25 protein-coding genes are annotated in these 24,687 nt (G+C 68.0%); 9 read left to right on the forward strand and 16 right to left on the reverse strand.

Annotation, left to right across the window (positions count from 1 at the left end; genetic code table 11):
* Positions 1 to 362 precede the first annotated feature (362 nt).
* A complete protein-coding gene (locus AncyloWKF20_RS02520) occupies positions 363 to 1,301 on the forward strand; it encodes a DMT family transporter (protein ID WP_279316392.1) in 939 nt (312 codons plus the stop codon).
* Here the strand turns inward: AncyloWKF20_RS02520 and AncyloWKF20_RS02525 are convergent.
* The 5 genes from AncyloWKF20_RS02525 to radA all read right to left on the reverse strand — a co-directional run bounded on the left by AncyloWKF20_RS02525 (position 1,276) and on the right by radA (position 6,281).
* Positions 1,276 to 2,034 (reverse strand): SDR family NAD(P)-dependent oxidoreductase, encoded by a 759-nt coding sequence (locus tag AncyloWKF20_RS02525; protein ID WP_267582988.1) that lies wholly within the window; start codon positions 2,032 to 2,034, stop codon positions 1,276 to 1,278. The two genes, AncyloWKF20_RS02520 and AncyloWKF20_RS02525, sit on opposite strands and share 26 nt — an antisense overlap.
* 16 nt (positions 2,035 to 2,050) lie before the next feature.
* Complete coding sequence (locus AncyloWKF20_RS02530) at positions 2,051 to 2,467, reverse strand: VOC family protein (RefSeq protein ID WP_279316393.1); 417 nt, start codon at positions 2,465 to 2,467, stop codon at positions 2,051 to 2,053.
* A gap of 14 nt (positions 2,468 to 2,481) precedes the next feature.
* On the reverse strand, positions 2,482 to 3,981 hold the full coding sequence (gene purF / locus AncyloWKF20_RS02535) for an amidophosphoribosyltransferase (protein ID WP_279316394.1): 1,500 nt from the start codon (positions 3,979 to 3,981) through the stop codon (positions 2,482 to 2,484).
* A 104-nt stretch (positions 3,982 to 4,085) separates the two neighbouring features.
* Positions 4,086 to 4,667, reverse strand: a complete 582-nt coding sequence (locus tag AncyloWKF20_RS02540) for a CvpA family protein (protein WP_279316395.1) — start codon at positions 4,665 to 4,667, stop codon at positions 4,086 to 4,088.
* A gap of 108 nt (positions 4,668 to 4,775) precedes the next feature.
* The gene (gene radA, locus AncyloWKF20_RS02545) at positions 4,776 to 6,281 is read right to left on the reverse strand and encodes a DNA repair protein RadA (protein WP_279316396.1); all 1,506 of its coding nucleotides are present in this window, start codon (positions 6,279 to 6,281) and stop codon (positions 4,776 to 4,778) included.
* 330 nt (positions 6,282 to 6,611) lie between these two features.
* Between radA and AncyloWKF20_RS02550 the strand changes: the two genes are divergently transcribed.
* Positions 6,612 to 7,004, forward strand: coding sequence for a hypothetical protein (locus AncyloWKF20_RS02550; protein WP_279316397.1), 393 nt, complete (start codon positions 6,612 to 6,614; stop codon positions 7,002 to 7,004).
* Here AncyloWKF20_RS02550 and alr read toward each other — a convergent pair.
* The 8 genes from alr to AncyloWKF20_RS02590 all read right to left on the reverse strand — a co-directional run bounded on the left by alr (position 6,986) and on the right by AncyloWKF20_RS02590 (position 14,887).
* Positions 6,986 to 8,101 (reverse strand): alanine racemase, encoded by a 1,116-nt coding sequence (alr, locus tag AncyloWKF20_RS02555; protein WP_279316398.1) that lies wholly within the window; start codon positions 8,099 to 8,101, stop codon positions 6,986 to 6,988. The genes AncyloWKF20_RS02550 and alr overlap by 19 nt on opposite strands.
* A 28-nt stretch (positions 8,102 to 8,129) precedes the next feature.
* Positions 8,130 to 9,614, reverse strand: coding sequence for a replicative DNA helicase (locus AncyloWKF20_RS02560; RefSeq protein WP_279316399.1), 1,485 nt, complete (start codon positions 9,612 to 9,614; stop codon positions 8,130 to 8,132).
* A 165-nt stretch (positions 9,615 to 9,779) separates the two neighbouring features.
* Entirely contained in the window at positions 9,780 to 11,039 is a 1,260-nt protein-coding gene (locus AncyloWKF20_RS02565) for a cyclopropane-fatty-acyl-phospholipid synthase (protein WP_279316400.1), read from the reverse strand.
* A 219-nt stretch (positions 11,040 to 11,258) separates the two neighbouring features.
* Complete coding sequence (gene rplI / locus AncyloWKF20_RS02570) at positions 11,259 to 11,825, reverse strand: 50S ribosomal protein L9 (protein ID WP_279316401.1); 567 nt, start codon at positions 11,823 to 11,825, stop codon at positions 11,259 to 11,261.
* A 53-nt stretch (positions 11,826 to 11,878) separates the two neighbouring features.
* Positions 11,879 to 12,835: a DUF2232 domain-containing protein gene (locus AncyloWKF20_RS02575; RefSeq protein ID WP_279316402.1), complete on the reverse strand. Its 957-nt coding sequence runs from the start codon at positions 12,833 to 12,835 to the stop codon at positions 11,879 to 11,881.
* Positions 12,836 to 12,987: 152 nt separating this feature from the next.
* Complete coding sequence (rpsR, locus tag AncyloWKF20_RS02580; RefSeq protein WP_018390316.1) at positions 12,988 to 13,257, reverse strand: 30S ribosomal protein S18; 270 nt, start codon at positions 13,255 to 13,257, stop codon at positions 12,988 to 12,990.
* A complete protein-coding gene (gene rpsF, locus AncyloWKF20_RS02585) occupies positions 13,257 to 13,742 on the reverse strand; it encodes a 30S ribosomal protein S6 (RefSeq protein ID WP_267582977.1) in 486 nt (161 codons plus the stop codon). Before rpsF ends, rpsR begins: the two co-directional genes overlap by 1 nt.
* 287 nt (positions 13,743 to 14,029) lie before the next feature.
* Positions 14,030 to 14,887, reverse strand: coding sequence for a GGDEF domain-containing protein (locus AncyloWKF20_RS02590; RefSeq protein ID WP_279316403.1), 858 nt, complete (start codon positions 14,885 to 14,887; stop codon positions 14,030 to 14,032).
* Positions 14,888 to 15,034: 147 nt separating this feature from the next.
* On the opposite strand from AncyloWKF20_RS02590, the gene fabD reads away from it, so the two are divergent.
* From fabD to gmk, 7 genes are all read left to right on the forward strand, one after another.
* Positions 15,035 to 15,985, forward strand: a complete 951-nt coding sequence (gene fabD / locus AncyloWKF20_RS02595; RefSeq protein WP_279316404.1) for an ACP S-malonyltransferase — start codon at positions 15,035 to 15,037, stop codon at positions 15,983 to 15,985.
* Positions 15,986 to 16,015: 30 nt separating this feature from the next.
* Positions 16,016 to 16,753 carry a 3-oxoacyl-[acyl-carrier-protein] reductase gene (fabG, locus tag AncyloWKF20_RS02600; protein WP_279316405.1) on the forward strand — a complete coding sequence of 246 codons (738 nt, stop codon included), beginning with the start codon at positions 16,016 to 16,018 and terminating at the stop codon, positions 16,751 to 16,753.
* Between the two features lie 230 nt (positions 16,754 to 16,983).
* Positions 16,984 to 17,220: an acyl carrier protein gene (locus tag AncyloWKF20_RS02605; RefSeq protein WP_203191689.1), complete on the forward strand. Its 237-nt coding sequence runs from the start codon at positions 16,984 to 16,986 to the stop codon at positions 17,218 to 17,220.
* Between the two features lie 72 nt (positions 17,221 to 17,292).
* Positions 17,293 to 18,555: a beta-ketoacyl-ACP synthase II gene (gene fabF / locus AncyloWKF20_RS02610; RefSeq protein ID WP_279316406.1), complete on the forward strand. Its 1,263-nt coding sequence runs from the start codon at positions 17,293 to 17,295 to the stop codon at positions 18,553 to 18,555.
* Between the two features lie 124 nt (positions 18,556 to 18,679).
* Positions 18,680 to 19,882, forward strand: a complete 1,203-nt coding sequence (mltG, locus tag AncyloWKF20_RS02615) for an endolytic transglycosylase MltG (RefSeq protein WP_279316407.1) — start codon at positions 18,680 to 18,682, stop codon at positions 19,880 to 19,882.
* A 105-nt stretch (positions 19,883 to 19,987) separates the two neighbouring features.
* On the forward strand, positions 19,988 to 20,875 hold the full coding sequence (locus AncyloWKF20_RS02620; RefSeq protein ID WP_279316408.1) for a YicC/YloC family endoribonuclease: 888 nt from the start codon (positions 19,988 to 19,990) through the stop codon (positions 20,873 to 20,875).
* A gap of 5 nt (positions 20,876 to 20,880) precedes the next feature.
* Positions 20,881 to 21,534, forward strand: a complete 654-nt coding sequence (gene gmk, locus AncyloWKF20_RS02625; protein WP_279316409.1) for a guanylate kinase — start codon at positions 20,881 to 20,883, stop codon at positions 21,532 to 21,534.
* A 127-nt stretch (positions 21,535 to 21,661) separates the two neighbouring features.
* Here the strand turns inward: gmk and rsmA are convergent, their stop codons facing one another.
* The 3 genes from rsmA to AncyloWKF20_RS02640 are packed head-to-tail and all read right to left on the reverse strand — an operon-like array spanning position 21,662 to position 24,580.
* Positions 21,662 to 22,525, reverse strand: a complete 864-nt coding sequence (gene rsmA / locus AncyloWKF20_RS02630) for a 16S rRNA (adenine(1518)-N(6)/adenine(1519)-N(6))-dimethyltransferase RsmA (RefSeq protein WP_279316410.1) — start codon at positions 22,523 to 22,525, stop codon at positions 21,662 to 21,664.
* Complete coding sequence (gene pdxA / locus AncyloWKF20_RS02635) at positions 22,522 to 23,574, reverse strand: 4-hydroxythreonine-4-phosphate dehydrogenase PdxA (protein WP_279316411.1); 1,053 nt, start codon at positions 23,572 to 23,574, stop codon at positions 22,522 to 22,524. Before pdxA ends, rsmA begins: the two co-directional genes overlap by 4 nt.
* 4 nt (positions 23,575 to 23,578) lie before the next feature.
* A complete protein-coding gene (locus tag AncyloWKF20_RS02640) occupies positions 23,579 to 24,580 on the reverse strand; it encodes a peptidylprolyl isomerase (protein ID WP_279316412.1) in 1,002 nt (333 codons plus the stop codon).
* Positions 24,581 to 24,687 lie beyond the last annotated feature (107 nt).

A 24,687-nucleotide genomic window follows, 5' to 3' on the forward strand; every position in this document is an offset into this window, starting at 1 on the left:
ACTGGAGACGCGACGCTGCAGACCGCCCTCGCTTTACCCGAATCGCCGGCACGCTTCATCCTGATGTTCCCAGCGCCCTTTGTTGGGCACAGCTTATGCGCCGGCCGTTCCCATTTCGGTGGCTTGCCCGCGTGGAGGGCGGGGCGCCGCTCGATCGCCCTGCTTCGGGCCGGCGCGGACGCATTCGCACAGGCGTTTGTTTCCCCACGCGAAACGAATTTCCTTCGCGTCCGGGGCTGGCGGGTTCTATAGTCGGCTCTCCCTCGCGGAGCCGCCCGGCGCCGCTCTCCCGTTCATTCCGCACCGACGGCGTGCTCTTGCGGGCGCGTCCCCGGGCGCGGCTGTCGTTCCGGACGTCTCCCATGCTGATCGGCATTCTTGCGGGCCTCATGACCGGGGCGCTGTGGGGGCTGGCCTTCATCGCGCCGCGCGCGGTGCAGCCCTTCACCGCGCTCGACATCTCCGTCATCCGCTACCTGATTTTCGGCGTGGTCAGTGCCGGGCTCATGGTGATTCCGAAATTCCGCCCCACCGGCCTGTCGCCCCGCATGCTGCTGATGGGCATGGTGCTCGGCGCCGTCGGCACGTTCGGCTATTTCCTCGCCATCTCCTACGCCGTGCTGCTGGCCGGCGCGGTGCTGCCGCCGCTCATCACCGGCACGGCCCCGGTGCTGCTCGCGATCACGGCGAATTTTCGCGAACGGTCCATGCCCTGGGGGCGCCTTGCGCTGCCGCTCGGGCTCATCGCAGCGGGTCTTGGCGTGGTCAATATCGCCAGCCTTCAGGAGGCGCCCTCCGGCGAGGTGGGCAGCCTGCTCATCGGTGTGGCGCTCTCGGTCTTCGCGCTGTTCATGTGGATCGCCTATGGCATGGCCAATGCCGTGGTCATGCGCGCGCCGGACGCGCCCGACGCGCTGCGCTGGACCGGCGTGCAGGGCATTGGCTGCGGCCTGCTGGCCTTCCTGCTGCTGCCCTTCATTTCCAGCGGCCCGGCGATGCTCGATCTCGCCAGTCCGGCGACGCAGCATTTCTTCCTGTGGGCGCTGATGATGGGCGTGGTCACGTCCTGGTTCGGCACCTATGGCTGGGTGGTCGCGTCCGAGCGCCTGCCCATGGCGCTCTCGGCCCAGCTCATCGTGGCCGAGACGGTGTTCGGCCTCGCCTATGGCCTCGCCTTCGAGCAGCGCCTGCCGACCGTCCCGGAGGCGGTGGGCGGGCTGCTGCAGCTGGTGGGTGTCGTGGTGGCGGTGGCGATCTTCGCCCGCCGCCGCATCATCACGCCGGAACCGGGAACGCCTTGAGGCTGCGCGTGGGGAAATCGTAGAGCGCGCCGGTTTCCTCGAAGCTCGGCAGGCAGAGCGACAGGATGGCCTCTGCCACTTCCTCCGGCGCCGGCAGCGTCTCGGGATCCTCGCCGGGGAACGCCTTGGCCCGCATCCGCGTGCGGATCGGGCCCGGATTGATGAGGTTCACCTTGAGATTGGCGATGTTCATCACCTCCGCCGCCCAGGTGCGCGCGAGCACTTCGAGCCCGGCCTTGGTGACGGCATAGGTGCCCCAGAAGGCGCGGGCCTTGTGGGCGGCACCGGAGGACACCAGCACGGCCCGGCCGGCGGTGGAGAGGCGCAGCAGCGGATCGAGCGAGCGGATGAGGCGCCAGTTCGCGGTGAGGTTCACCGCCAGCGCGTCGTCCCATTCCTTCGGCTCGACCTGGGCGAGGGGGGTCATCGGGCCGAGCACGCCGGCATTGCCAACGAAAATGTCGAGCTTGCCGAAACGCTCATAGAGCGCGCCGCCGAGCCGGTCGATGGCCGCGCCGTCCTTGATGTCGAGCGGCACCAGCGTCGCCGTCGAGCCGGCCTTGACGATGGCGTCGTCCAGTTCCTCAAGCGCGCCCGAGGTCCTCCCGATGGCGATGACATGGGCGCCGGCGGTCGCGAGCGCCAGCGCGGTCGCTTCGCCAATGCCACGCGTGGCGCCGGTGACGAGGGCGTAGCGGCCGGCGAGCGGGCGCGCGTCGGAAGTGTCGGACATGGCGATTCCTCGAAAGCTAGTCAGCGTCGCTCATTACCACGGAAGGAGCGGACCGCCGGTGCGGGCCGTGAGTGACGGCCTCGATGTTATTGCCTTCGGGATCGAGCACGAAGGCGGCATAATAGCCGGGATGGTAGCTGCGCGGGCCCGGCGCGCCATTGTCACGCCCGCCGGCGGCGAGCGCCGCGGCGTGGAAGCGGCGCACCGTCTCCTCGTCGCGCGCCTGGAAGGCGAGATGGGCGCGCCCGGTGGTGGGTTCACCGGGCGAGACGAACAGCTCATCGGCGAAGAAATAGCCGTCACCCTCGACCAGCGGCACGTCCAGCACCGCCAGTACCGCCGCATAGAAGCGGCGGCACGCATCATAATCGGCGACCACGAGCGAGATATGGTCGATCAGCCGTCCGCGATGCCACTCGGAAAGCTCGACCATGGCCGCCCGTCCGGTCAGCTCGCTTCGGCGAGCAGCGAGAGCTGGCGCGGGGCCACCTCGCCGGCGCGGTCGGTGAGCGGGGTCGGGTACTCGCCGGTGAAGCAGTGATCGGTGAATTGCGGGCTCACCGCGTCACGGCCCTCATAGCCCATCGACTTGTAGATGCCGTCGATGGAGAGGAAGGCGAGGCTGTCGGCGCCGATATAGCGGCGCATGCCTTCGAGGTCATGCGTGGCGGCGAGCAGCTTGTCGCGGTCCGGCGTGTCGATGCCGTAATAGTCCGGGTGGGTGATGGGCGGGGAGGAGATGCGGAAATGCACCTCGCGGGCGCCCGCCTCGCGCATCATGCGGACGATCTTGACCGAGGTCGTGCCGCGCACGAGGCTGTCGTCGATCAGCACGATGCGCTTGCCCTCGACCACGGCGCGGTTCGCCGAGTGCTTCATGCGCACGCCCTGGTCGCGGACCGACTGGGTGGGCTGGATGAAGGTGCGGCCGACATAGTGGTTGCGGATGATGCCGAGCTCATAGGGCAGGCCCGAGGCCTGCGAGTAACCGATGGCGGCGGGCACGCCCGAATCCGGCACCGGCACCACGAGGTCGGCATCGGCCGGGGCCTCGGAGGCGAGGTGCATGCCCATATTCTTGCGCACCTGATAGACCGACCGGCCGCCGACGATCGAGTCCGGCCGGGCGAAATAGATGTACTCGAAGATGCAGGGGCGGGGCTTCACGGCGCCGAAGGGGCGCAGCGTCTCCACCTTGTCGGAGGAGAAGACGATGACCTCGCCGGGGTCGATGTCCCGCACGTGACGCGCACCGATTATGTCGAGAGCGCAGGTCTCGGAGGTCAGAATTGGGTGGCCGTCGAGCTCGCCGAGCACCAGCGGTCGGATGCCGAGCGGGTCGCGGGCGCCCACCAGCTTCTTGTTGGTCAGGCCGACAAAGGCATAGGCGCCCTCGATGGCGCGCAGCGCGTCGACGAAACGCTCGGTGAAGCGCACGCGCTTGGAGCGGGCGACCAGGTGCAGCATCACCTCGGTGTCGGAGGTCGACTGGCAGATGGCGCCGTCGCGGACGATCTGGCGGCGCAGCGTCAGGCCGTTGGTCAGGTTGCCGTTATGGGCGATGGCGAAGCCGCCGCCATCCAGCTCGGCGAAGAGCGGCTGCACATTGCGCAGGATGGTCTCGCCGGTGGTGGAATAACGCACATGGCCAACCGCGATATGGCCCGGCAGACGCTTGATCGCCTCGCCATCGGAGAAGGCGTCGGAGACCAGACCGAGGCGGCGCTCGGAGTGAAAACGCTGGCCATCATAAGTGGTTATGCCGGCCGCTTCCTGGCCGCGGTGCTGCAGCGCGTGCAGGCCGAGGGCCGTGATGGCGGCGGCGTCCGGGTGCCCGTAAATGCCGAACACGCCGCACTCCTCGCGCAGCGTGTCCCCGTAATCGTCGTAATAATCGTTGGCTTCGACGGGTTTCGGCACCACACCGTCAACGGCTAGTTTGGCCATGTGACCATTGCTCCGCTCTGCGCAGTTCAAGGCTGCGCCCGCTTTCAACTGCTCAATTGCAACGCACGTCGTTCGGGTCGCTGTGCCCCGAAGGCGCGGTCGAATTATGGCGCCGACGGTGTCGTCGCGGGGGCCGGGTTGAACGGCTCCGGCGGCGGCTCGGTCGGCTCTGCGTCCTTCGAGCTGCGAATGTCGCGTATCAGGCTCTCGGGATCTTCCGGCAGTATGGAGATGAGCCAGTCACCCGCACTTTGCAAGACCAGCTTGGCGCGCGCGTCACGAATCCACTGCGGCTGGCCCTGTTCGTTCTGGACCAGCCAGTTGAAGAACAGGAAGGCCACCACCATTATCAGGAATCCGCGCGCGAGGCCGAACAGGAAGCCGAGCGTGCGGTCGAGCGCGCCGATGCGGCTGTCGAGCACGAGGTCGGAGATGCGCACGGTGATGATGGAGACGATCAGCAGCGTCAGCAGGAAAACGCCGCCGACGCTGGCTGCCATCGCGAAGGTGTCATTGGAGATGTGCTGCTTGGCGAAGGGCAGCACGAGCGGGTAGGCGTAGAGCGTGACGCCGGCCGCAATGACCCAGGAGGCGATGGCGAAAACCTCGCGCACCAGTCCCCGCACCATGGCCAGAAGGCCGGAAATCACCATCACGGCGATGAGGATGATGTCGAGCAGCGTCAAGACGAGCGCACCGTGACCGTGGCGGCTCCCGGTAGGGGAGCGGCGAATCTCAAAGGCGTGGGGCCCCGATTGGAGCCGCGCGAGGTATAGCGCGCCACGGCCGGGCCGTCATCCCTCTTCGCTCGCGCGCTCCACGCTCTCTTGCGGGCGGCCCCGGCGCGGGGCGCGGGAGGCGATGCTGGCGACGATGTCGCCGAGGGAGGCGACGGTTTCCACGGCGAGCCCGGCATCGGCGCTGTCGCGGCCGGCCTTGTCGCCGGTCGTCTTGTCGCCCGTCGTCTTTTCGCCAGTCGTCTTTTCGTTCGCCGCTCCCTTCTCGCGCTCCTTCTTGCCCTCCGGCGCGACGGCGATGTTGAAGCCGAGCTTCGCCGCCTCCTTCAGCCGCGCGGGGGTGTGGGGAACGGGGCGCACGGCGCCGGTGAGGCTGACCTCGCCGAAATACACCGCGTCCGGCGGCAGCACCGCGCCCGAGAGCGAGGAAACCAGCGCGGCCGCGACAGCAAGGTCCGCCGCCGGCTCGGTGATGCGGAAGCCGCCGGCGACGTTGAGATGCACATCATGCGCGCCGAGCTTCACCCCGCAGCGCGCTTCCAGCACGGCGAGCACCATGGAGAGGCGGCTCGGATCCCAGCCCACCACGGCGCGACGCGGCGTGCCGAGGCTGGTGGGCACGACCAGCGCCTGGATCTCGACCAGCACCGGGCGCGTGCCTTCCATGCCGGCATAGACAGCGGTGCCCGGCGCGCCGCGATCGCGGTTCGACAGGAACAACTCGGAGGGGTTGGCGACCTCGCGCAGGCCGAGGCCGGTCATCTCGAACACGCCGATCTCGTCAGTCGGCCCGAAGCGGTTCTTCTGCGCGCGCAGGATGCGGAACTGGTGGGCGCCATCACCCTCGAAGGAGAGCACGGCATCCACCATGTGCTCGACCACGCGCGGGCCGGCGATCTGGCCGTCCTTGGTGACATGGCCAACCAGAATGACGGCGGCGCCCATGCGCTTGGCGTAGCGGATGAGGATCTGCGCGGAGGAGCGGACCTGCGTGACCGTGCCGGGGGCGGATTCCACCGTGTCGGTCCACATGGTCTGGATCGAATCGATCACCACCAGCGCCGGCTTGCGGCCCTCCGAGAGGGTGGCGACGATGTCCTCGACATTGGTTTCGGCAGCAAGCTCGACCGCCGCGCCGGCAAGACCCAGCCGCTCGGCGCGCAGGCGCACCTGCGCCACCGCCTCTTCGCCGGACACATAGATGATGCGGTGCCCGGCATTGGCGAGCGCGGCGGAGGCCTGGATCAGCAGTGTCGACTTGCCGATGCCGGGATCGCCGCCGATCAGCAGCACCGAGCCTGGCACCAGACCGCCGCCGGCCACGCGGTCCATCTCGCTGATGCCGACGATGACGCGCGGCGCGTCTTCCGAGGTGCCCGACAGGCTCTCCAGCGCGATAAGCCGCCCCTTGCGGTTGGCGCGCTGGGCCGGAGGCACCGAGCCGCCGGAGGCTTCCTCCTGCACGATGCTGTTCCACGCGCCGCAGGAGTCGCAGCGGCCCTGCCAGCGGCTGTGAACCGCCCCGCAGACCTGACAGATGAAGCTCGCCGCGCGCTTGGCCATGGGTCCCTGCGTGTCTCCCGCGTCTCGTTCGCGAATCGCGTGATGTCAGACCGTCATGCAGACGTCAGCGAGGGAGAGCAAGGGGAATGGCGGAGGGGGCGGTACGCGCGGCGGCGGCGCCTTCCTCGAGCCCAAAGTCGGGCAGCGAGCGCAATGGGGCGCGTTTTGTGGTATTATGTTAAGATTGGCCGTGCCGGTTCACGGGCTTGTGGCGCCACCGTTCCTGCGGATGCCGCCGTCCACAGGGTGACGGTACGGGAATTGCTTTCCATACATTATTACCGCGACAACCCGAAACATGGTATGGACGCCGCCGGCCGGGATGAATAGTTGACCGACATGGAACAGATCATCGCCCGCCCAAACCACCGCTTTCTGGTGTGGTTATTGATATTGCTGCCGACGACGTTCGGCATTGGCAGCTTAGTGCTGTGGTTTTGGCATCGCTCCTTCGTTTACAAGGTGGATCCGAGCGGGATTTACCTATGGTCAGGACGTTTCGTCCCGTGGAAGGACGTAACGGGTCTTCTCAGCCGAAAGAGTTACAGCCATGTCGACCACAACGTGCTGCGGCTCGATGTGCTGTTTGATAAGGGACGGGGCGTTGTGCTGCCCCGTTGGCTGGAAAATGGCGAAGAAGTCGTGCAGGCCGTGCGGGCGCAGGTCCGCCAGGGGCTCCCGGCCGAGGCGCGGCTGAAGACGCATTACGTCCAGCGCCGGTGAAAGCGCCGGCCGAGCGAGGTCAGGATTTCATAATCGATGGTCTGTGAGGGGTGGGCGAGGTTGTCGAGACCAAGTCCCTCGCCGATCAGCGTCGCCCAGTCGCCGGGCTGAACCGCGTCCTCGGGCACCTCGGTCACATCGACTGCCAGAAGATCCATCGAGATGCGCCCGATCAGAGGGCAGCGCTGGCCGGCCACCAACGCCGCGGCGCCGGGCCGTTGGTCCGACGCGCCGGCAAGGCGGGGAAGGCCGTCGGCATAGCCGGCGGACAGGATGGCGATGCGGCTCGGCCGCCGCACGGTCTGCGCCCCGCCATAGCCGACCGTCTCTCCCTCATGCACATGGCGGAGCTGGGCGATGCGCAGGTCGAGCCGCACCACGGGCTTGAGCGGCGCGATGTCCCGGCGCGGGCGCCCGCCATAAACCACGATGCCCGGCCGCACGAGGTCGAAATGCAGCGCGGCGTCGCCCATGGCGGCGGCGGAATTGGCGAGCGAGGCCGGCACATCCGGGAACAGCGCCCGCACGGCGCGGAAATCCTCGAGCTGGCGGGCGGTGAGCGGGTGGTCGGGCTCATCCGCACAGGCGAGATGGCTCATCAGCAGCGCGAGGGGAAAGCCCAGATCGCCGCGTCCCTCCGCGAGGCTGATCGCCTCGGTGGGGGAGAGGCCGAGCCGGTTCATGCCGGTGTCGACATGGATGGCGGCCGGCAGCGCCACCTCGCTCGCCGCGCAGAAGGACTGCCAGCGGGCGATCTCCGGCAGGCTGCCCAGCACCGGGATGAGGCGTGAGTCCCGGTAGGCGGCCTCCGTGCTAGCGAACAGGCCGCTGAGCACGAAGATCTCGGCCTCCGGCAGCACGGCGCGCAGCGTGTGCGCCTCGCTCAGCAGCGCGACGAAGAAGCGGCGCGCGCCGGCCTGCCACAGCGCGGTTCCCGCCTGGATGAGCCCGATGCCGTAGCCATCCCCCTTCACCACGGCGGCGACTTCCGCCGGGGCGACGCGGCGGACGATCTCGGCGAAGTTCGCGCGGAGCGCACCGAGGTCGATGGTGAGCAGGCCGCCGGCTTCGGCGAGGGGAATATGGCTCTGGGTCACGCGGGGCACTCGATTGTGGGCCGGCCGCTCAATGCTCCGGCAGGCGGTCGCTATGGGCGAGGTTGGAGAAGCGGGTGAACTGAGCCTCGAACTGCACCTTCACCGTGCCAGTGGGGCCGTGACGCTGCTTGCCGATGATGACTTCGGCAATGCCCTGCGCCGCCTTCATGTCCTGGTCCCACTTGAACCATTCCTCGGTGCCTTCCTTCGGCTCCTTGCCCTTCAGATAATACTCCTCGCGGAACACGAACATGACCACGTCGGCGTCCTGCTCGATGGAGCCGGATTCACGCAGGTCCGAGAGCTGCGGGCGCTTGTCATCGCGCGTCTCGACCTGACGCGAGAGCTGGGACAGCGCCATGATCGGCACGCCCAGTTCCTTGGCCAGCGCCTTGAGGCCGGTGGTGATTTCGGTGATTTCCTGCACGCGCCCCTGCGACGAGCTCTTGGAGGAGCCGGTGAGCAGCTGGAGATAGTCCACCACCATGAAGTCGAGGCCGCGCTGGCGCTTGAGCCGGCGGGCGCGGGCGCGCAGCTGGGCGATGGAGATGCCGCCGGTGTCGTCGATATAGAGCGGGATGGTCTGCATCATCTGCGCGCAGCTCGCGAGCTTGTCGAATTCGTGCTCGGTGATGTCGCCGCGGCGGATCTTGTAGGAGGCGATCTCGGCCTGCTCGGCCAGAATACGGGTGGCGAGCTGCTCGGCCGACATTTCCAGCGAGAAGAAGCCGACCACACCGCCGTCGAGCGCCTTGATCGAGCCGTCCGGCAGGGTCTCGGAGCGATAGGCCGCCGCCACGTTGAAGGCGATGTTGGTGGCGAGCGAGGTCTTTCCCATGGCCGGACGGCCGGCGAGGATGATGAGGTCGGAGGGCTGGAGGCCGCCCATCATCTGGTCGAGGTCGTCGAGGCCGGAGGCGGTGCCCGACAGATGGCCCTCGCGCTGGAAGGCGCGGCTGGCCATATCCACGGCTTCCTTCAGCGCGTCGTTGAAGCGCAGGAAGCCGCCATCGTAACGCCCGGTCTCGGCGAGCTCGTAGAGGCGCTTTTCGGCCTCCTCGATCTGGTCCTGCGGCGTCGCGTCGATGTCCGCGTCATAGGCCTCGTTGACGATCTCCTCGCCGATGGCGATGAGGTCGCGCCGCACCGAGAGGTCGTAGATGGTGCGCCCGTAATCCTCGGCGTTGATGATGGTGGTGGCTTCGGCCGCGAGGCGCGCGAGATATTGCGGCGCCGTCATGCCGCCGACATCGAACTCCGCCGGCAGGAAGGTCTTCAGCGTCACCGGGGTGGCGACCTTGCCGGCGCGGATCAGCGCGGCCGCGGTCTCGTAGATGGTGACGTGCAGCGGCTCGAAGAAATGCTTCGGCTCAAGGAAGTCCGAGACGCGGTAGAAGGCTTCGTTATTGACCAGGATGGCGCCCAGCAGCGCCTGCTCGGCCTCGATGTTGTGAGGCGCTGTGCGGTAAGTCGTGTCGGGCGCCGCCGGGGGGCGGGCGGAGGAATCGAGCATGGCGTATCCGGGTGTGCAGAGGCTGGGCTACAGCTAACGCCACCCCGGCGACCGAGTCCGGGCGAATCGCGTGCGTCCTATTTTGTCTTGTGGAGCGCCTGTGGAAAGCGGAATCCCGCTTGACGGGATTCCGCTCCGGCAGGGCTGGTAGCCGGCTCCGACCCATCACTCGCCCGCGAGGCGCAGGCCGGGGCGGTGGCGGTTCTCCATCCGGGCGAGCGCCGCCTCGGCCTCGGCGATGTAGCCGCGCGTCATCGGCACCACCCCCTCGCGCTTGGCGAGCTGGAACTGGAAGATCATCATGCCCTGATGGCGGAACGCCATCTCGGAGGAGGCGAGGTAGAACTCGAACATGCGCACGAAGCGCGCATCGTAGAGCCGTTCCACCTCCTCGCGATGGGCGAGGAAGCGCTCGCGCCAGGCCTTCAGCGTCTCGGCATAATGCAGGCGCAGGATCTCGACATCGGTGACATAGAGGCCTGCCCGTTCGATGGCCGGCAGCACCTCGGACAGCGCCGGGATGTAGCCGCCGGGGAAGATGTATTTGGCGATCCACGGGTTGGTGATGCCGGGCCCTTCCGAGCGGCCGATGGCGTGGATGAGGGCGACGCCGTCCTCTTTCAGCAGGCTCGCCACCTTGCCGAAATACTCGTCGTAATGGCCGACGCCGACATGCTCGAACATACCGACCGAGACGATGCGGTCGAAGGGGCCGGGCGTGTCGCGGTAATCCTGCAGGCGGAAGTCGGCACGGCCGGCAAGGCCGCGCTCGACCGCGCGGTGGCGGGCAACGCCGAGCTGCTCCTGCGAGAGGGTGACGCCGGTGACGCGGGCGCCGGCATTCTCCGCGAGATAAAGCCCCATGCCACCCCAGCCGCAGCCAATGTCGAGCGCGGTGAGGTCCGGCTTGTCGAACAGCAGCTTGGCGGCGATGTGGCGCTTCTTGGCGAGCTGCGCGTCGTCCAGCGACTGGTCCGGGCGCTCGAAATAGGCGCAGGAATATTGCCGGTCGGCATCGAGGAAGAGGGAGTAGAGCCGGCCATCGAGGTCGTAATGGTGGGCGACGTTCTGCTGCGAGCGTTCCCGCGGGTTGAACTGGGCGAGGCGCCGGAACAGGAAGCGCAGCTTCATCAGGAATTTCGCGCTGGCGCTGGGCACCGCGAGGCCGACCTGCGCCATGAGCAGGGCCAGCACCTCGGCAAGATCACCCTGTTCGATGACAAGGCCGCCTTCCATATAGGCCTCGCCGAGCTTCAATTCGGGATCGAGGCCCACCTGGCGCTGCCATTCCGGTGAGGTGAAGCGCATCGCGAGAGCCGGGCCGCTGCCATCGCCGAAGGTGGCGCGACGGCCGGAGGCGAAGGTGACGGTGAGATTGCCGCGCCGGACGACGCGGGAAATGACCTGCAGAAGCACCCTTTCCATGGTCCACTCCGACCACAGGCAGTCGTTCGGCGGCCAGCCGTTGCGGCCAGTATCCGGGCGGTAACTGCCTGCCCATTCGTTGGGCTTGTCTAGATGATGGCCATCATTGCATCACACCAATTCCTTCCTCGCAACACGCGTAGATTGCAGCAATGCAAAAAAGCCCGGCCGCCGAAGCGACCGGGCTACGCAATTTGGCGTATTCCGCTAGGGAATACTTCAGGCCTGCTCGTCTTCGGCCTCTTCCTCGGCTTCCGCCGGGGCCTCATACTCGTCCTCGTCCTCGTCGTCATCGCGACGGACCGAGAGGTCTTCGCCACGGGACTGACGCTCGGCTTCCTCGGCGCTGCGGGCGACGTTCGCGCTGATGTTCACCTCGACCTCGGGGTGCAGCGTCACCGGCACGCTGTGCAGGCCGATGGTCTTGATCGGCTGGTTCAGCGCGATCTGGCGGCGCTCGACGGTGAAGCCGGCGGCGGTCAGGGCGTCAGCGATGTCGCGGGTCGAGACCGAGCCGTAGAGCTGGCCGGTTTCGCCGGCCTGGCGCACCAGCACGACGATGGTGCCGCGGAGCTTCTCGCCGACCTTCACCGCCTCGTTCTTGAGCTCGAGGTTGCGGGTCTCGAGCTGGGCCTTCATCGAGTCGAAGCGGGTCTTGTTTTCCTTGGTCGCGCGCAGCGCCTTGCCCGAGGGCAGCAGGAAGTTGCGGGCGAACCCGTCCTTGACGCGAACCACTTCGCCCATCTGGCCAAGCTTGGCCACGCGCTCCAGCAGAATGACTTCCATTTCAGTTCTCCATTCGATCGTTCGATTTGAATAAGTCGGTAGGGTTCGGGCGTTCAGGCTTCGTTGGCGGCCGGCGGTACGCCGGGCCCGCCGCGCGGAAAGCGACGCCGAATGCCGAAGAGGGTCTCGACCGCGCCGAGCAGCGCCAGCAGCGCGAAGGGCCAGCCAAGGACGAGGGCGGCGATCCACACCGTGGCGAGCACCAGCGTGCGGCCGCCGGCCCCGCGGGTGATCCAGTGCAGCGTGGCGAGGCCGACAAAGGCGAGCGCCATCAGCAGCGTGGCGCCGAGCAGCTCGCACACGAGGCCGATAAAGCCGGAGGCGAGGGCCGAGCCGAGGAACGCGCCGGCGAGCAGGGCGACGCTCGCCTGCGGCAGGCTGATGCTGGCGAGGTCCGGCCAGGGGCGCATCAGCCGGCCGGACATGCGCGCCACATGAGCGGCAATCCACAGATTGACGATCTGCGTGACCATGGTGATCAGCGCGGCCGCCGGCGGCATGACGGTGACCAGAAGGTCGATCAGGCGCGCCGTGTCGGCATCCGCCGGGGTGGCGGGATCGGCGTTCAGCATGGTCTGGAACAGCGAGCGCAGCGCCGCCTGATAGTCCTCGAAGCTTCCGGCCACCAGCGGGATCAGCGCGGCGACCGCGAGGCAACCCAGCACGGCGGCGGCGAGCACGATCCGCCCGACCGGGAACCACACCAGCGGCCCGTCCGGCGTCTCCTGCCGCGCCATCAGCGCGAGATAGGCGAGGACATAGGCGGGAAGGCCAACGCCGGCGACATAGGCCAGCATCAGCTCAAGGCCGAAGCCGAGGCCGAGTGCCACGGCGGCGGCCGAGCCCGCGACCAGCGCGGCGATCTGCGACCAGCCGAGACCAACGATGAGGATGGGCAGGGGAGCGAGATAGAACAGGGGCAAAGCCAGCGTGGTTCCGGTGGACACACTGGCCACCAGAAGGGCGGACGCCGCACCGGCGCCGAACGCAATAAGCCAAACCTGAACCATCGACGAGCTGTCCCGCTTGGGCGGTTAGAGGCGGATCCACGTCCACCCCAGCCAAGGCCCGCGGGACCACCCCGAAGACCTGTCGGATATGAGACTGCCCGAAGGCAGCAGACCATCCCCGGCCGGAGCCGGGGATGGAAAGCGTTACGCGATCAGCGGATCACGAAGGGCAGCAGGCCGAGGAAGCGGGCGCGCTTGATGGCCTGGGCCAGCTCACGCTGCTTCTTGGCGGACACCGCCGTGATGCGGGACGGGACGATCTTGCCGCGCTCGGAAATGTAGCGCTGCAGCAGACGCACGTCCTTGTAGTCGATCTTCGGCGCATTGGCGCCCGAGAACGGGCAGGTCTTGCGACGACGGAAGAAAGGACGACGAGCGCCCGACGTGTTCGCGGCAGCGCCGCCAGTACCACCGAATGCCATCACTCAGTCTCCACGCTGGCCGGAGCCTCTTCACGCTCGCGGCGCGGGCCGCGATCACCACGGTCGCCGCGATCGCCACCGAAGCTGCGGCCGCCGCCACCAAAGCCACGATCGCCGCCGAAGCCGCGATCACCGAAGCCGCGGTCGCCGCGGTCGTCACGGTCGCGCTTCTGCAGCATGACCGACTGGCCTTCCTCGAGCGTCTCGACGCGGATGGTGAGGAAGCGGAGCACGTCTTCGTCGATGCGCATCTGGCGCTCCATCTCGGCGACGGCCGGAGCCGGGGCGTCGATGTTGAGCAGCGAGAAGTGCGCCTTGCGATTCTTGCGAACGCGGTAGGTGAGGGTCTTCACACCCCAATATTCGGTCTTGGTGACCGAACCACCATTCGCCTCGATAACGCCCTTGAAGCGGGCGGTGAGTTCCTCGACCTGCTGCGCCGTGACATCCTGGCGCGCGAGGAACACATGCTCATAGAGAGCCATGTCTCGTGCCTTTCCTATAGGTTCCGCACAATTGCGGCCATCATCCCGGCGCCGAGCCCTTCGAGCCTCGGGAAAGGCTCGAACAATCTCGAAGGCGGGGACACGGGACGGCGGAGATCGGGTGATTCCTGCCACACCGGCAAAATGCCAAAGCGTAGCCGTCCGTTCAGCCCCCGGCCGGGACTGACAGTGGCGCGCTTATACGCGCAATCGCTGCAAAATCAAGAGCGGCGCCCGCGCGAGGCTTGCGGGGCAGGCGGACGTCTATGAAGCACCGGCAGGCGCGGCTAGCCCTGAGCCGCGAGGATCTGCACCACGGCGCAGCTTTCCATGCACACGCGGTTACGCCCGGCGCGCTTGGCGGCATAGAGCGCGGTGTCGGCGCGCTGGATGAGGGAGGCGGCGTCGTCGTCCGCGCGCAGTTCCGCTACGCCGACGCTTATGGTCAGCGAGACCAGCTCACCCTCCTTGAAGACGCGCAAGTCTGCAACGAGCAGGCGCAGCCGCTCGGCCGCCTGCACCGCCTGGTCGATGCGGGTCGAGGGGGCGATGACGGTGAACTCCTCGCCGCCGATGCGGAAGGCGATGTCGGTATCCCGCCGGCCGCGCCTCAGCGCCTTGCCGATCTGGCGCAGCGCCTCGTCGCCCCAGTCATGGCCATGGGCGTCATTGATCCTTTTGAAGTGGTCGATGTCGAACAGCATTACCGCCAGAGGCTGGTCGCGCCGGCGCGCGATCTCGATGCGCTCGGCCATCGCCATGTCGAAGCTGCGCCGGTTCGGCAGGCCGGTCAGCGTATCGGTGAAGGCGGCCTTCTTGAGGTCGGCGACCTTCAGCGGGTCACCGAGCGAATCCCGCGTGAGAAGGATCATCGCCAGCATGGTGATGCTGCCGCAAAGGCTGACCACCGGCATGAGAATGTCGATGTCGTCATGCTCGAACTGGCTGTGCTCCTGAAAATAATGCAGCGCCAGATAGGCATAGAGGAGTGAGGTTCCGGCCATCAGCGTGGCGAGGACGCGCCAGGCCCGGCGGATGCGCCGTGGCGCCCCGCGGCCGAGCCAGATGACGAGCGCCGCCGAGACCAGCCCGATGGCGACGGCGACAAAGCTACCAAAGAGGATCAGCGCTTCCAGCATGCTCATGGGCTAAACCCGGCAGCTTGCTCGAAGCTGGCCGGCATGGGGACGGGCTTTTCCCCCATGAAACTTGACAGCCGGGCCGGGGCGGTGTTCCTGCGCCCGCCTATTCTTAACGAATGGCCAATGTTAGCGAATGGACAGCGTCACGATATGAGCAGCGCCTTTGTGTTCCCCGGTCAGGGCAGCCAGGCGGTCGGCATGGGCAAGGCCCTCGCCGACAACTTCGCCGCCGCCCGCGTGGTCTTCCAGGAAGTGGACGAGGCGCTGGGCGAAAAGCTCTCCGCCATCATGTGGGACGGCCCGATCGAGACGCTGACGCTCACCGCCAACACCCAGCCTGCGCTGATGGCGGCCTCGCTCGCCGCGCTGCGGGTGCTGGAGAGCGAGGCGGGCCTCGATCTCACCCGTGACGCCGCCTTCGTCGCCGGCCATTCGCTCGGCGAATATTCCGCGCTCGCCGCCGCCGGCACCTTCTCCATCGCCGATACCGCCCGGCTGCTGCGCCTGCGCGGCACCGCCATGCAGGCGGCGACGCCGGTCGGCACCGGCGCCATGGCGGCGATTCTCGGTCTCGACTTCGATAAGGTCGCCGCCGTGGCCGCCGAAGCCGCGCAGGGCGAGGTCTGCGACGTCGCCAATGACAACGCGCCCGGCCAGGTCGTGGTCTCCGGCCATGCCGCCGCCGTGGCGCGCGCCTGCGAGATCGCCAAGCGCGAAGGTGCAGCCCGCGCCGTGCTGCTCACCGTCTCCGCGCCGTTCCATTGCAGCCTGATCGCCTCCGCGGCCGATGCCATGGCCGAGGCGCTCGCCAGCGTCGAGATGCGCGCGCCGAAGGTGCCGCTGGTCGCCAACGTGACCGCTGCCCCGGTGACCGACCCGGCCGAGATTCGCTCTTTGCTGGTGAAGCAGGTAACGAGCACGGTGCGCTGGCGCGAGAGCGTCGCCTTCATGGCGGGCGCGGGCGTGACGCGGCTTGTCGAGGTTGGCACCGGCAAGGTGCTCTCCGGCCTCACCAAGCGCATCGCCCGCGAGGTCGCCTCCGCCAATGTCGGCACCCCCGAGGATGTGGCGGCCTTCGCCGCCGCGCCGGTGGTGGCCTGAACCCTACGGCCTGAACCCAGGAGTTTCCCCGTGTTCGATCTGACCGGAAAGACCGCTCTCGTCACCGGCGCGACCGGCGGCATTGGCGGCGCCATCGCCACGGCGCTGCACGCGCGCGGCGCCACCGTGGCGCTGTCCGGCACGCGCCGCGAGGTGCTGGAGGCGCTGGCCGCCCAGCTCGGCGAGCGCACTTATGTGCTGCCCTGCGACCTGTCCAACACCGAGCAGGTCGAGGCGCTGGTGCCGCAGGCCGAGGAGGCCATGGGCGTCCTCGACATTCTCGTCAACAATGCCGGCATCACCCGCGACGGGCTGTTCGTGCGCCTGACCGACGAGATGTGGGACACCGTCATTCAGGTGAACCTCACCGCCGGCTTCCGCCTGACCCGCGCGGCGGCCCGCTCCATGATGCGCCGGCGCACCGGCCGCATCATCGGCATCACCTCGATCGTCGGCGTCACCGGCAATGCCGGGCAGGGCAACTATGCCGCCGCCAAGGCCGGCATGATCGGCATGTCCAAGGCGCTGGCCAAGGAAGTGGCGGCGCGCGGTGTGACGGTGAACTGCATCGCGCCCGGCTTCATCGCCACGCCGATGACCGATGTGCTGAACGACAAGCAGAAGGACGCGATTCTCTCCGCGGTTCCGGCGGCGCGCCTCGGCACGCCGGAGGACATCGCGGCGGCGGCCGTCTACCTGGCGTCGTCCGAGGCCGGTTATGTCACCGGCCAGACCCTGCATGTGAATGGCGGAATGGCCATGATCTGACAAAGCGCGCGTCGTCCGGCACTTCCGGCCCCACCCTGGGCGCTGGTTTTGCCAGATGAAGTGTGCTAACGACCGCCTCGGCTCACAGGGGTGGACGCCGCGAGAAACAGCGGGATCGTCCGGGCACTTCCTGTAATCGGGGCAGAAAACAGGCCGCCAAAACCGCGTGCCCACGCGGGGGCCAATTTGGAACAACGTAGCAACCTCCGGATACGGACGAGGGTGGACCGATGAGCGATATTGCCGAGCGCGTGAAGAAGATTGTGGCCGAGCATCTGGGCGTTGAAGCCGAGAAGGTCACCGAGAATGCGAGCTTCATCGACGATCTCGGCGCGGACAGCCTCGATACGGTCGAGCTGGTCATGGCCTTTGAAGAGGCCTTCAACTGCGAGATCCCTGATGACGCCGCCGAGACCATCCTGACGGTCGGCGATGCCATCAAGTTCCTGGAAAAGAACGCGGCCTGAGGCCCGTTCAGCACGCTGCGACGGTCCGCCCGTCGCAGCGTTTTCTTGTGTGACGCTATCCGGAGACATCGGATGAGACGTGTTGTCGTTACCGGCCTCGGCATGGTGACGCCGCTTGGATGCGGCGTGGATGCCACCTGGAAGCGGCTGCTGGCCGGTGAGAGTGGCGCTGGCCGCGTCGAGAATTTCGAGGTCTCCGACCTTCCCGCCAAGATCGCCTGCCAGATTCCGCGCGGCGACGGCTCCGACGGCACCTATAATCCCGACCAGTGGATGGAGCCGAAGGAACAGCGCAAGGTCGACGAGTTCATCGTTTACGCGATGGCCGCCGCCAAGCAGGCGCTGGACGATGCCGATTGGCATCCGACCTCCTATGAGGACCAGTGCGCCTCCGGCGTGCTCATCGGCTCCGGCATTGGCGGCCTTCAGGGCATCGCCGAGACCAGCCTGCTGCTGCAGGAGCGTGGTCCGCGCCGCGTATCCCCCTTCTTCATTCCTGGCCGCCTGATCAATCTCGCGGGCGGTTATGTCTCGATCGCGCACGGTCTCAAGGGGCCGAATCACGCGGTCGTCACCGCCTGCTCGACCGGAGCGCACGCCATTGGCGACGCCGCCCGTCTCGTCGCCTTCGGCGACGCGGATGTGATGGTCGCCGGCGGCACCGAATCGCCGATCAACCGGCTGGCGCTCGCGGGCTTCGCCGCCTGCCGTGCGCTCTCCACCAGCTATAACGACACGCCGGCCAAGGCCTCGCGCCCCTATGACGCGGACCGCGACGGCTTCGTGATGGGCGAGGGCGCTGGCGTCGTCGTGGTCGAGGCGCTGGAGCACGCTCTGGCGCGCGGCGCGAAGATTTATGGCGAGGTCGTCGGCTACGGCATGTCGGGCGACGCCTACCACATCACCGCCCCCTCCGAGGACGGCGACGGCGCCTATCGCTGCATGCAGGCGGCGCTGAAGCGGGCCGGCATCACGGCGGGCGATCTCGACTACATCAACGCCCATGGCACCTCGACCATGGCCGACACGATCGAGCTTGGCGCGGTTCAGCGCCTGCTGGGCAACGCCGCCGCCAAGGTGTCGATGTCGTCGACCAAGTCGGCCATCGGCCACCTGCTCGGCGCGGCCGGCGCGGTGGAGGCGATCTTCTCGCTGCTCGCCATCCGCGACCAGATCGCCCCGGCGACGTTGAACCTCGACAACCCGTCGGTCGAGACACCCATCGACCTCGTGCCGCACACGCCGCGTCAGCGCACCATTGATTACGCGCTGTCGAACTCCTTCGGCTTCGGCGGTACCAACGCGTCGCTGGTGTTCAAGCGCTACACGAACTGAGCGGAGCGGGGCGGACGCAGGGGAAAAGCCGGGCTTTTCCCCGCGCCGGGTTCCCGCTTTCGCCATATTCAAGGGTAGTCTGCCTGTGCGTTGCGCCGCCCGCGGACGCCAGGCGAGGCACCCGATGATCGATCAGACTCCTCCCCCGCCGACGCCCGTTCCCGCCGAGACGCCGCCCGCGGCGTCGAGCGCGACGGCGCCTGCGCCGGCCACGGAGACGGCCGTCAATCCCGCTGCCAAGCCGGTCAAGAACCGCCGCGCCTCCAAGCGTGCCGGCCATCCACTGGTGGTGGCGGGCAGCGCGATCTTCACCCTTCTTCTGATGGCGATCCTGCTCGGGGGCGGGGCGCTGTGGATCGGCCTCAAGCGCTATGACGCGCCGGGCCCGCTGCCGCAGGACACGGCGATCATTATTCCCGGCGAATCGGGCCTGATGGACATTGCCGATCTTCTGGTGAAGCGCGGGGTGATCGACGACAAATGGGTGTTCGTCGGCGCGGCCGTGGGCACGCGCTCCTCCGGCAAGCTCAAGGCGGGCGAGTATGAATTCGCCGGACGCGCCTCGATCCGGCAGGTGCTGGACACCATCGTCTCCGGCAAGGTGATCGAATACAACGTCACCATTCCCGAGGGGCTGACCTCCGACCAGATCGTGCAGCGGCTGCTGGAAATCGAGGAACTGTCCGGCGCCATCCGCCAGGTGCCCCGCGAGGGCAGCCTGATGCCGGACACCTACAAGGTGACGCGCGGCACCTCGCGCGAGGACGTGCTGCGCCGCATGGCCCGCACGCAGGACGCGCTGCTGAAGGAAATCTGGGAGAAGCGCGATCCGTCCATCCCGCTCAAGTCGCCGGAGGAGCTGGTCATCCTCGCTTCCATCGTCGAGAAGGAGACCGGCGTGGCGCAGGAGCGGCCCGAAGTCGCGGCGGTGTTCATCAACCGCCTCAACAAGAAGATGAAGCTGCAATCCGACCCGACGATCATCTACGGGCTGGTGCGCGGCAAGGGGCGGCTGGACCGGCCGATCACGCGGGCCGACATCACCACGCCGACGCCGTTCAACACCTACACCATACCGGCACTGCCGCCGGGCCCGATCGGCAATCCCGGCCGCGCCTCGCTGGAGGCCACCGCCAATCCCGCCAAGTCGAAGGCGCTCTATTTCGTGGCGGATGGCTCGGGCGGCCACGCCTTCGCCGAGACGCTGGACCAGCACAACCGCAACGTCGCGCGCTGGCGGCAGATCGAGCGCGACCGCAAGATCGACCCGTCCAGCCAGCCCGCCGGCATCTCCGGCAATACCGGGACGACCACCGACATCAACTAGGCGGTACGCGGCTCTTCTTCTTGAGGCGTCGGGGCACCGCCGTTATGGTCCGCGCGCCGCATTGGTGCGCGGCACGCCGCGACGGTGCGCGGCAGGGGAGACAGCATGGCGCTTGCCAGCATGACGGGCTTTGCCCGCACCCAGGGACAGGCCGGCGCATGGCACTGGACCTGGGAAGTGAAGTCGGTGAACGGCAAGGGCCTCGATGTGCGCCTGCGCCTGCCCACGGGCTGGGACGGGCTCGATATCCCGCTGAAGCAGATCGCCTCGCGCGCGCTCGCCCGCGGCAACGTCAACGCTACCCTCTCCATGACCCGGGCCGATTCGGCGGTGAGCGTCACCGTCAATGAACCGCTGCTGCGGGCGGTCGCCGCCTCGGTCGCCACCGTCGCGCGCGATCTCGACGCCCCGCCGGTGCGGCTGGAAAGCCTGCTGTCGCTCAAGGGCGTGCTGGAGGTCAGCGAGACGCAGGACAGCGAAGCCGAGCGCGGCGCTGTCGAAGCGGCGGTGACGGAAGGATTCGAGCGCGCCATATCCGAACTGGTCGCCATGCGCGCCAAGGAAGGCGCGGCGCTCGGGCTGGTGCTCAATGAGCGGCTCGACGGCATCGAGCGGCTGACCGCCGCCGCCGAGGCAAACCCGGCGCGCCGGCCGGAGGCGATCCGCGCCAAGCTCGGCGAGCAGATCCGCACGCTTCTGGACACCGGCGCCAATTTCGACCCCGACCGGCTGCATCAGGAAGCCTTGATGCTGGCGGCGAAGGTGGATGTGCGCGAGGAACTCGACCGGCTGGTCGCCCATGTTGCCGCCGCCCGCGCCATGCTGACGGAGGGCGGCGCGGTCGGGCGCAAGCTCGACTTCCTCGCCCAGGAATTCAACCGCGAGACCAACACGCTCTGCTCCAAGGCGAACGACGTGTCGCTCACCGCCATCGGCCTCGAGCTGAAGGGCGTGGTGGAGCAGTTCCGCGAGCAGGTTCAGAACATCGAGTGAGGCGCATGAAGCATTCCAACGTTGCCCGCCGAGGCCTCATGCTGATCCTGTCCTCGCCCTCGGGCGCGGGCAAGTCGACGCTGGCCCGGCTCCTGCTGGAGCAGAACCCGGACATCTATCTCTCGGTCTCCGTCACCACGCGCGAGCGCCGGCCGAGCGAGGTGGAGGGGGTGCATTACCACTTCCTCACCCGCGACCGCTTCGAGAAGATGCGCGATGCCGGAGACCTGCTCGAACATGCCGAGGTGCATGGCAATTTCTACGGCACGCCGCGCGAGCCGGTGGAAGCGGCGCTTGCGACCGGGCGCGATGTGCTGTTCGACATCGACTATCAGGGTGCCGAGCAGCTTTATGCCCGCATGCCCGAGGATATCGTCGGCGTGTTCATCCTGCCGCCCTCGGCGCATGAGCTGAAGATGCGGCTGGAGCGCCGGGCGGAGGACGCCTCCGGCGTGATCGAGAAGCGGCTGAAGAACGCCCGCACCGAGATCGCGCACTGGCAGGACTACAATTACGTGCTGGTCAATGAAGACCTGAACAGCACCTTCGCCAATCTGCGCAACATCCTCTTGGCCGAGCGCCTGCGCCGCGAGCGCCAGGTCGGCCTCGCGCCGGTGATCGAGCGGCTGGACGAGGAACTGGCGACGCTGACGGACTGAAAACAATCCGTCATCCCGGCCGCAGGCGGAGCCGGAGAGCCGGGATCGCTCTCCGATCCCACGCGATCCCGGATCGGCCTCCGGCCGTCCGGGATGACGGACTGAGGGACTCGTCTGTCGGAGACCGTCAGCCCTTCGGCGTTGATGCCCGCATCGCCACCCAGGCATTGGCCAGTGCGACAAACCCCTCGACCGGGATCTGCTCGGCCCGTTCGGTGGGGGGCAGGCCGGCGGCCTCCAGAAGCGCCATGGTGTCGACGCCGAGGCTCTTGAGTGACTGGCGCAGCATCTTGCGGCGCTGGCCGAAGGCTGCCTCCGTCACCCGCTCCAGCGCCTTCAGATCGCAAGCCAGCGGCGCCGGGCGCGGGATGATGTGGACGACCGAGGACGTGACCTTGGGCGCCGGCACGAAGGCGGAGGCCGGCACGTCGAAGGCGATGCGCGCCGTGGCCCGCCAGCCTGTGAGGATCGCGAGGCGGCCATAATGATTGGTGCCCGGCGCGGCGACGATGCGCTCGGCTACCTCGCGCTGGAACATCAGCGTCAGGCTCTCATACCAGGCCGGCCAGGGCCCGGAGAGCCAGCCGATCAGCAGTGGCGTCGCGACATTATAGGGCAGGTTGGCGATGATGACGGCGCGTCCGCCCTCGGGCACCAGCGCGCGATAATCGGCCTCCAGCGCGTCGCCCTCCACCACCGCCAGCTTGCCGGGATAGTGCGCGGCGACTTCGCCCAGCGCCGCGATGCAGCGCGAGTCGCGCTCAATGGCGACAACCTTCTGCGGGCCGAGGGCGAGAATGGCGCGGGTGAGCCCGCCGGGGCCGGGGCCGACCTCGATCACCGTCACCCCGTCGAGCCGGCCAGCGGTGCGGGCGATCTTCGAGGTGAGGTTGAGGTCGAGCAGGAAATTCTGGCCGAGCGACTTCAGCGCCGAGAGCCCATGCTCCCGGATGACCTCGCGCAGCGGCGGAAGATTGTCGATCCCGCTCATGCCGGCACGCGCTCGACAGAGGTGGCGGCCAGGGCCGCGCGGTCGACATCGGCGAGCCGGCGGGCAAGGCGCAGCGCCTCGATGAGGCTCGACGGATCGGCCGAGCCCGTGCCGGCAATGTCGAAAGCCGTGCCATGGTCCGGCGAGGTGCGGATAAAGGGCAGGCCGAGCGTCACATTCACCGCGCGGTCGAAGGCCAGCGTCTTCACCGGCGCCAGAACCTGATCGTGATAGGCGCCGATCACCACGTCATAGCCCGCGCGCGCCTTGGCGTGGAACAGCGTATCGGCCGGGAAGGGACCGCGGGCGTCGATCCCCTCGGCCCGCAGCGCCGCGACGGCCGGCCGGGTGATCTCCTCATCCTCCCGCCCGATCGTGCCGTGCTCGCCGGCATGCGGGTTGAGCCCGCAAAAGGCGAGGCGCGGGCGGGCGATGCCGAAGCGCTGCTCCAGGTCGCGCGCGGCGATGCGGCCGGTCTCGACCAGCAGTTCGGTCGTCAGTTGGGAGGCGATCTCGGCGACCGGGATGTGGATAGTGGCGGGGATGACGGCCAGTTCCGGCGACCAGATCATCATCACCGGCCGCAGCGTGGCATCGCCGGCGAGGTGCGCAAGATACTCGGTATGGCCGGGAAAGGCGAAGCCGGCACTGTAGAGCACCGATTTGGCGATGGGATTGGTGACGACGGCGCTCGCCCGGCCGGCCTGCACCAGCCGCACCGCCGCGTCGATCGCCGCCTTGGCGGCCGGGCCGCTCGTCGCATCCGGCGTGCCGGGCTGCGCGGTGACGACGGGGCCGGCGGGCACCACCGGCAGCACATCGGCAAAAAGGTTGGAGGCCTCTTCCGGCGTGCAGGGGCGAATGACAGCGGGCACGCCGAGCTGGTCCGCACGGGCGCGCAGGCAGGCGGGATCGCCGGTGACGAAAAAGGCCGGCAGCTCCAGCGCGGCCCGGTGCTCCCAGGCGAGCAGGGCGATGTCGGGTCCGATACCGGCAGGTTCGCCGAGCGTCAGCGCGAGGGCGGGGGAGGGCGCGGGGCGCTCGGGCATGGTGTCAGCGGTACTGGATCATCGCCTGCTTGCGGGCCTCGTCCAGCAGGCGGCGGGAGAGCGCGTCGAACTGCTTGGTCTGCAGCTCCTGCTTCACCTCGCGCTTCTGCGCGCTTTCGCCGACGATCTCGCGGCGCGCGCAGATGGCGACCATCTCGATGCCGGCGCGGGTGACCTCGGGGGCCGTGGTCTGGCCTACGGGAATCTCGTCCATCACCTTGCGCAGCGGCGCGCTCATGTCGGCCGAGGTGCGGATGACGGGATCGCGCACCACGGTCTCCTTCAGCGCGCGGGCATCGGCGACGCCGCTCTCGCAATTGGTGAACCGCTTGCGCAGGGCATTGGCCTCGGCCATCCGCTGGGCGCGGCTGGCATCGGGCGCGGTGCGCGAGACCACGAGCACGATCTGCCGGACGGTGTATTCGGTGGTGCGCTGGGCCTTGGTCAGATCCTCACCCTTCGTCTCCAGCGCCGCGAACACGTCGGAATCGCGCACCGTGGTGACGGAAGAGAAGCGCCCGCGCACATAGCTGTTCCAGACATAGTCGGCGCGCATCTTGTCCTTCAGCGTCTGTGCGCTGAGGCCGGAGGAGGCGAGGGCGTCGGTGAGCTGTTCGGCGTTGCGGCCGCTGCGGCTCGCCATCTGGCTGAACAGCTTGTTCACGTCATCGGTGTCGGCGGTGATGCCGTAGCGCTGGGCGGTGGCGATCTTCAGCTTCTCGTCGATGAGGTCTTCGAGCGCCTGCTTCTGGCTGAGATTGGTGCGCTCGGTGAGCTGGGCGAGCTTGATGCGCTGGCTGACGTCGAAGCTGGTGATCGGCTGTCCCTGCACCAGTACCAGAACCTGCTGGGCGGCGGCCGGTGCCGGGGCGAGCGACATGGCGGTGAGGCCAAGGGCGGTCGACAGCAGGAAGGGCGCCAAAAGGCGCAACGCCGCGCCGCGTTCCCTGCCGCGTCCTGCGCCGGTTCCGCGCTTCGAGGTGCCGTGCACGCTCCGCATGGTCATGTCCGCCTCATACCCCTCTCGCTGATCCGAGGATCCGCACCCGCCATCGGCATCGCCAAAAGGCCGTGCGGTTCTTCTGACCAGCGGTTGTGGCGTCAATACGACGC

Source organism: Ancylobacter sp. WKF20, assembly GCF_029760895.1.
GTDB lineage: Bacteria > Pseudomonadota > Alphaproteobacteria > Rhizobiales > Xanthobacteraceae > Ancylobacter.

Excerpts from the sequence above, each read along its gene's own strand:
- AncyloWKF20_RS02520 (WP_279316392.1), top strand. The coding sequence starts at position 363 with ATGCTGATCGGCATTCTTGCGGGCCTCATGACCGGGGCGCTGTGGGGG.
- AncyloWKF20_RS02525 (WP_267582988.1), bottom strand. The coding sequence starts at position 2,034 with ATGTCCGACACTTCCGACGCGCGCCCGCTCGCCGGCCGCTACGCCCTC.
- AncyloWKF20_RS02530 (WP_279316393.1), bottom strand. The coding sequence starts at position 2,467 with ATGGTCGAGCTTTCCGAGTGGCATCGCGGACGGCTGATCGACCATATC.
- purF (WP_279316394.1), bottom strand. The coding sequence starts at position 3,981 with ATGGCCAAACTAGCCGTTGACGGTGTGGTGCCGAAACCCGTCGAAGCC.
- radA (WP_279316396.1), bottom strand. The coding sequence starts at position 6,281 with ATGGCCAAGCGCGCGGCGAGCTTCATCTGTCAGGTCTGCGGGGCGGTT.
- AncyloWKF20_RS02560 (WP_279316399.1), bottom strand. The coding sequence starts at position 9,614 with ATGCTCGATTCCTCCGCCCGCCCCCCGGCGGCGCCCGACACGACTTAC.
- AncyloWKF20_RS02565 (WP_279316400.1), bottom strand. The coding sequence starts at position 11,039 with ATGGAAAGGGTGCTTCTGCAGGTCATTTCCCGCGTCGTCCGGCGCGGC.
- rplI (WP_279316401.1), bottom strand. The coding sequence starts at position 11,825 with ATGGAAGTCATTCTGCTGGAGCGCGTGGCCAAGCTTGGCCAGATGGGC.
- AncyloWKF20_RS02575 (WP_279316402.1), bottom strand. The coding sequence starts at position 12,835 with ATGGTTCAGGTTTGGCTTATTGCGTTCGGCGCCGGTGCGGCGTCCGCC.
- rpsR (WP_018390316.1), bottom strand. The coding sequence starts at position 13,257 with ATGGCATTCGGTGGTACTGGCGGCGCTGCCGCGAACACGTCGGGCGCT.
- rpsF (WP_267582977.1), bottom strand. The coding sequence starts at position 13,742 with ATGGCTCTCTATGAGCATGTGTTCCTCGCGCGCCAGGATGTCACGGCG.
- AncyloWKF20_RS02590 (WP_279316403.1), bottom strand. The coding sequence starts at position 14,887 with ATGAGCATGCTGGAAGCGCTGATCCTCTTTGGTAGCTTTGTCGCCGTC.
- fabD (WP_279316404.1), top strand. The coding sequence starts at position 15,035 with ATGAGCAGCGCCTTTGTGTTCCCCGGTCAGGGCAGCCAGGCGGTCGGC.
- AncyloWKF20_RS02605 (WP_203191689.1), top strand. The coding sequence starts at position 16,984 with ATGAGCGATATTGCCGAGCGCGTGAAGAAGATTGTGGCCGAGCATCTG.
- fabF (WP_279316406.1), top strand. The coding sequence starts at position 17,293 with ATGAGACGTGTTGTCGTTACCGGCCTCGGCATGGTGACGCCGCTTGGA.
- mltG (WP_279316407.1), top strand. The coding sequence starts at position 18,680 with ATGATCGATCAGACTCCTCCCCCGCCGACGCCCGTTCCCGCCGAGACG.
- AncyloWKF20_RS02620 (WP_279316408.1), top strand. The coding sequence starts at position 19,988 with ATGGCGCTTGCCAGCATGACGGGCTTTGCCCGCACCCAGGGACAGGCC.
- gmk (WP_279316409.1), top strand. The coding sequence starts at position 20,881 with ATGAAGCATTCCAACGTTGCCCGCCGAGGCCTCATGCTGATCCTGTCC.
- rsmA (WP_279316410.1), bottom strand. The coding sequence starts at position 22,525 with ATGAGCGGGATCGACAATCTTCCGCCGCTGCGCGAGGTCATCCGGGAG.
- pdxA (WP_279316411.1), bottom strand. The coding sequence starts at position 23,574 with ATGCCCGAGCGCCCCGCGCCCTCCCCCGCCCTCGCGCTGACGCTCGGC.
- AncyloWKF20_RS02640 (WP_279316412.1), bottom strand. The coding sequence starts at position 24,580 with ATGACCATGCGGAGCGTGCACGGCACCTCGAAGCGCGGAACCGGCGCA.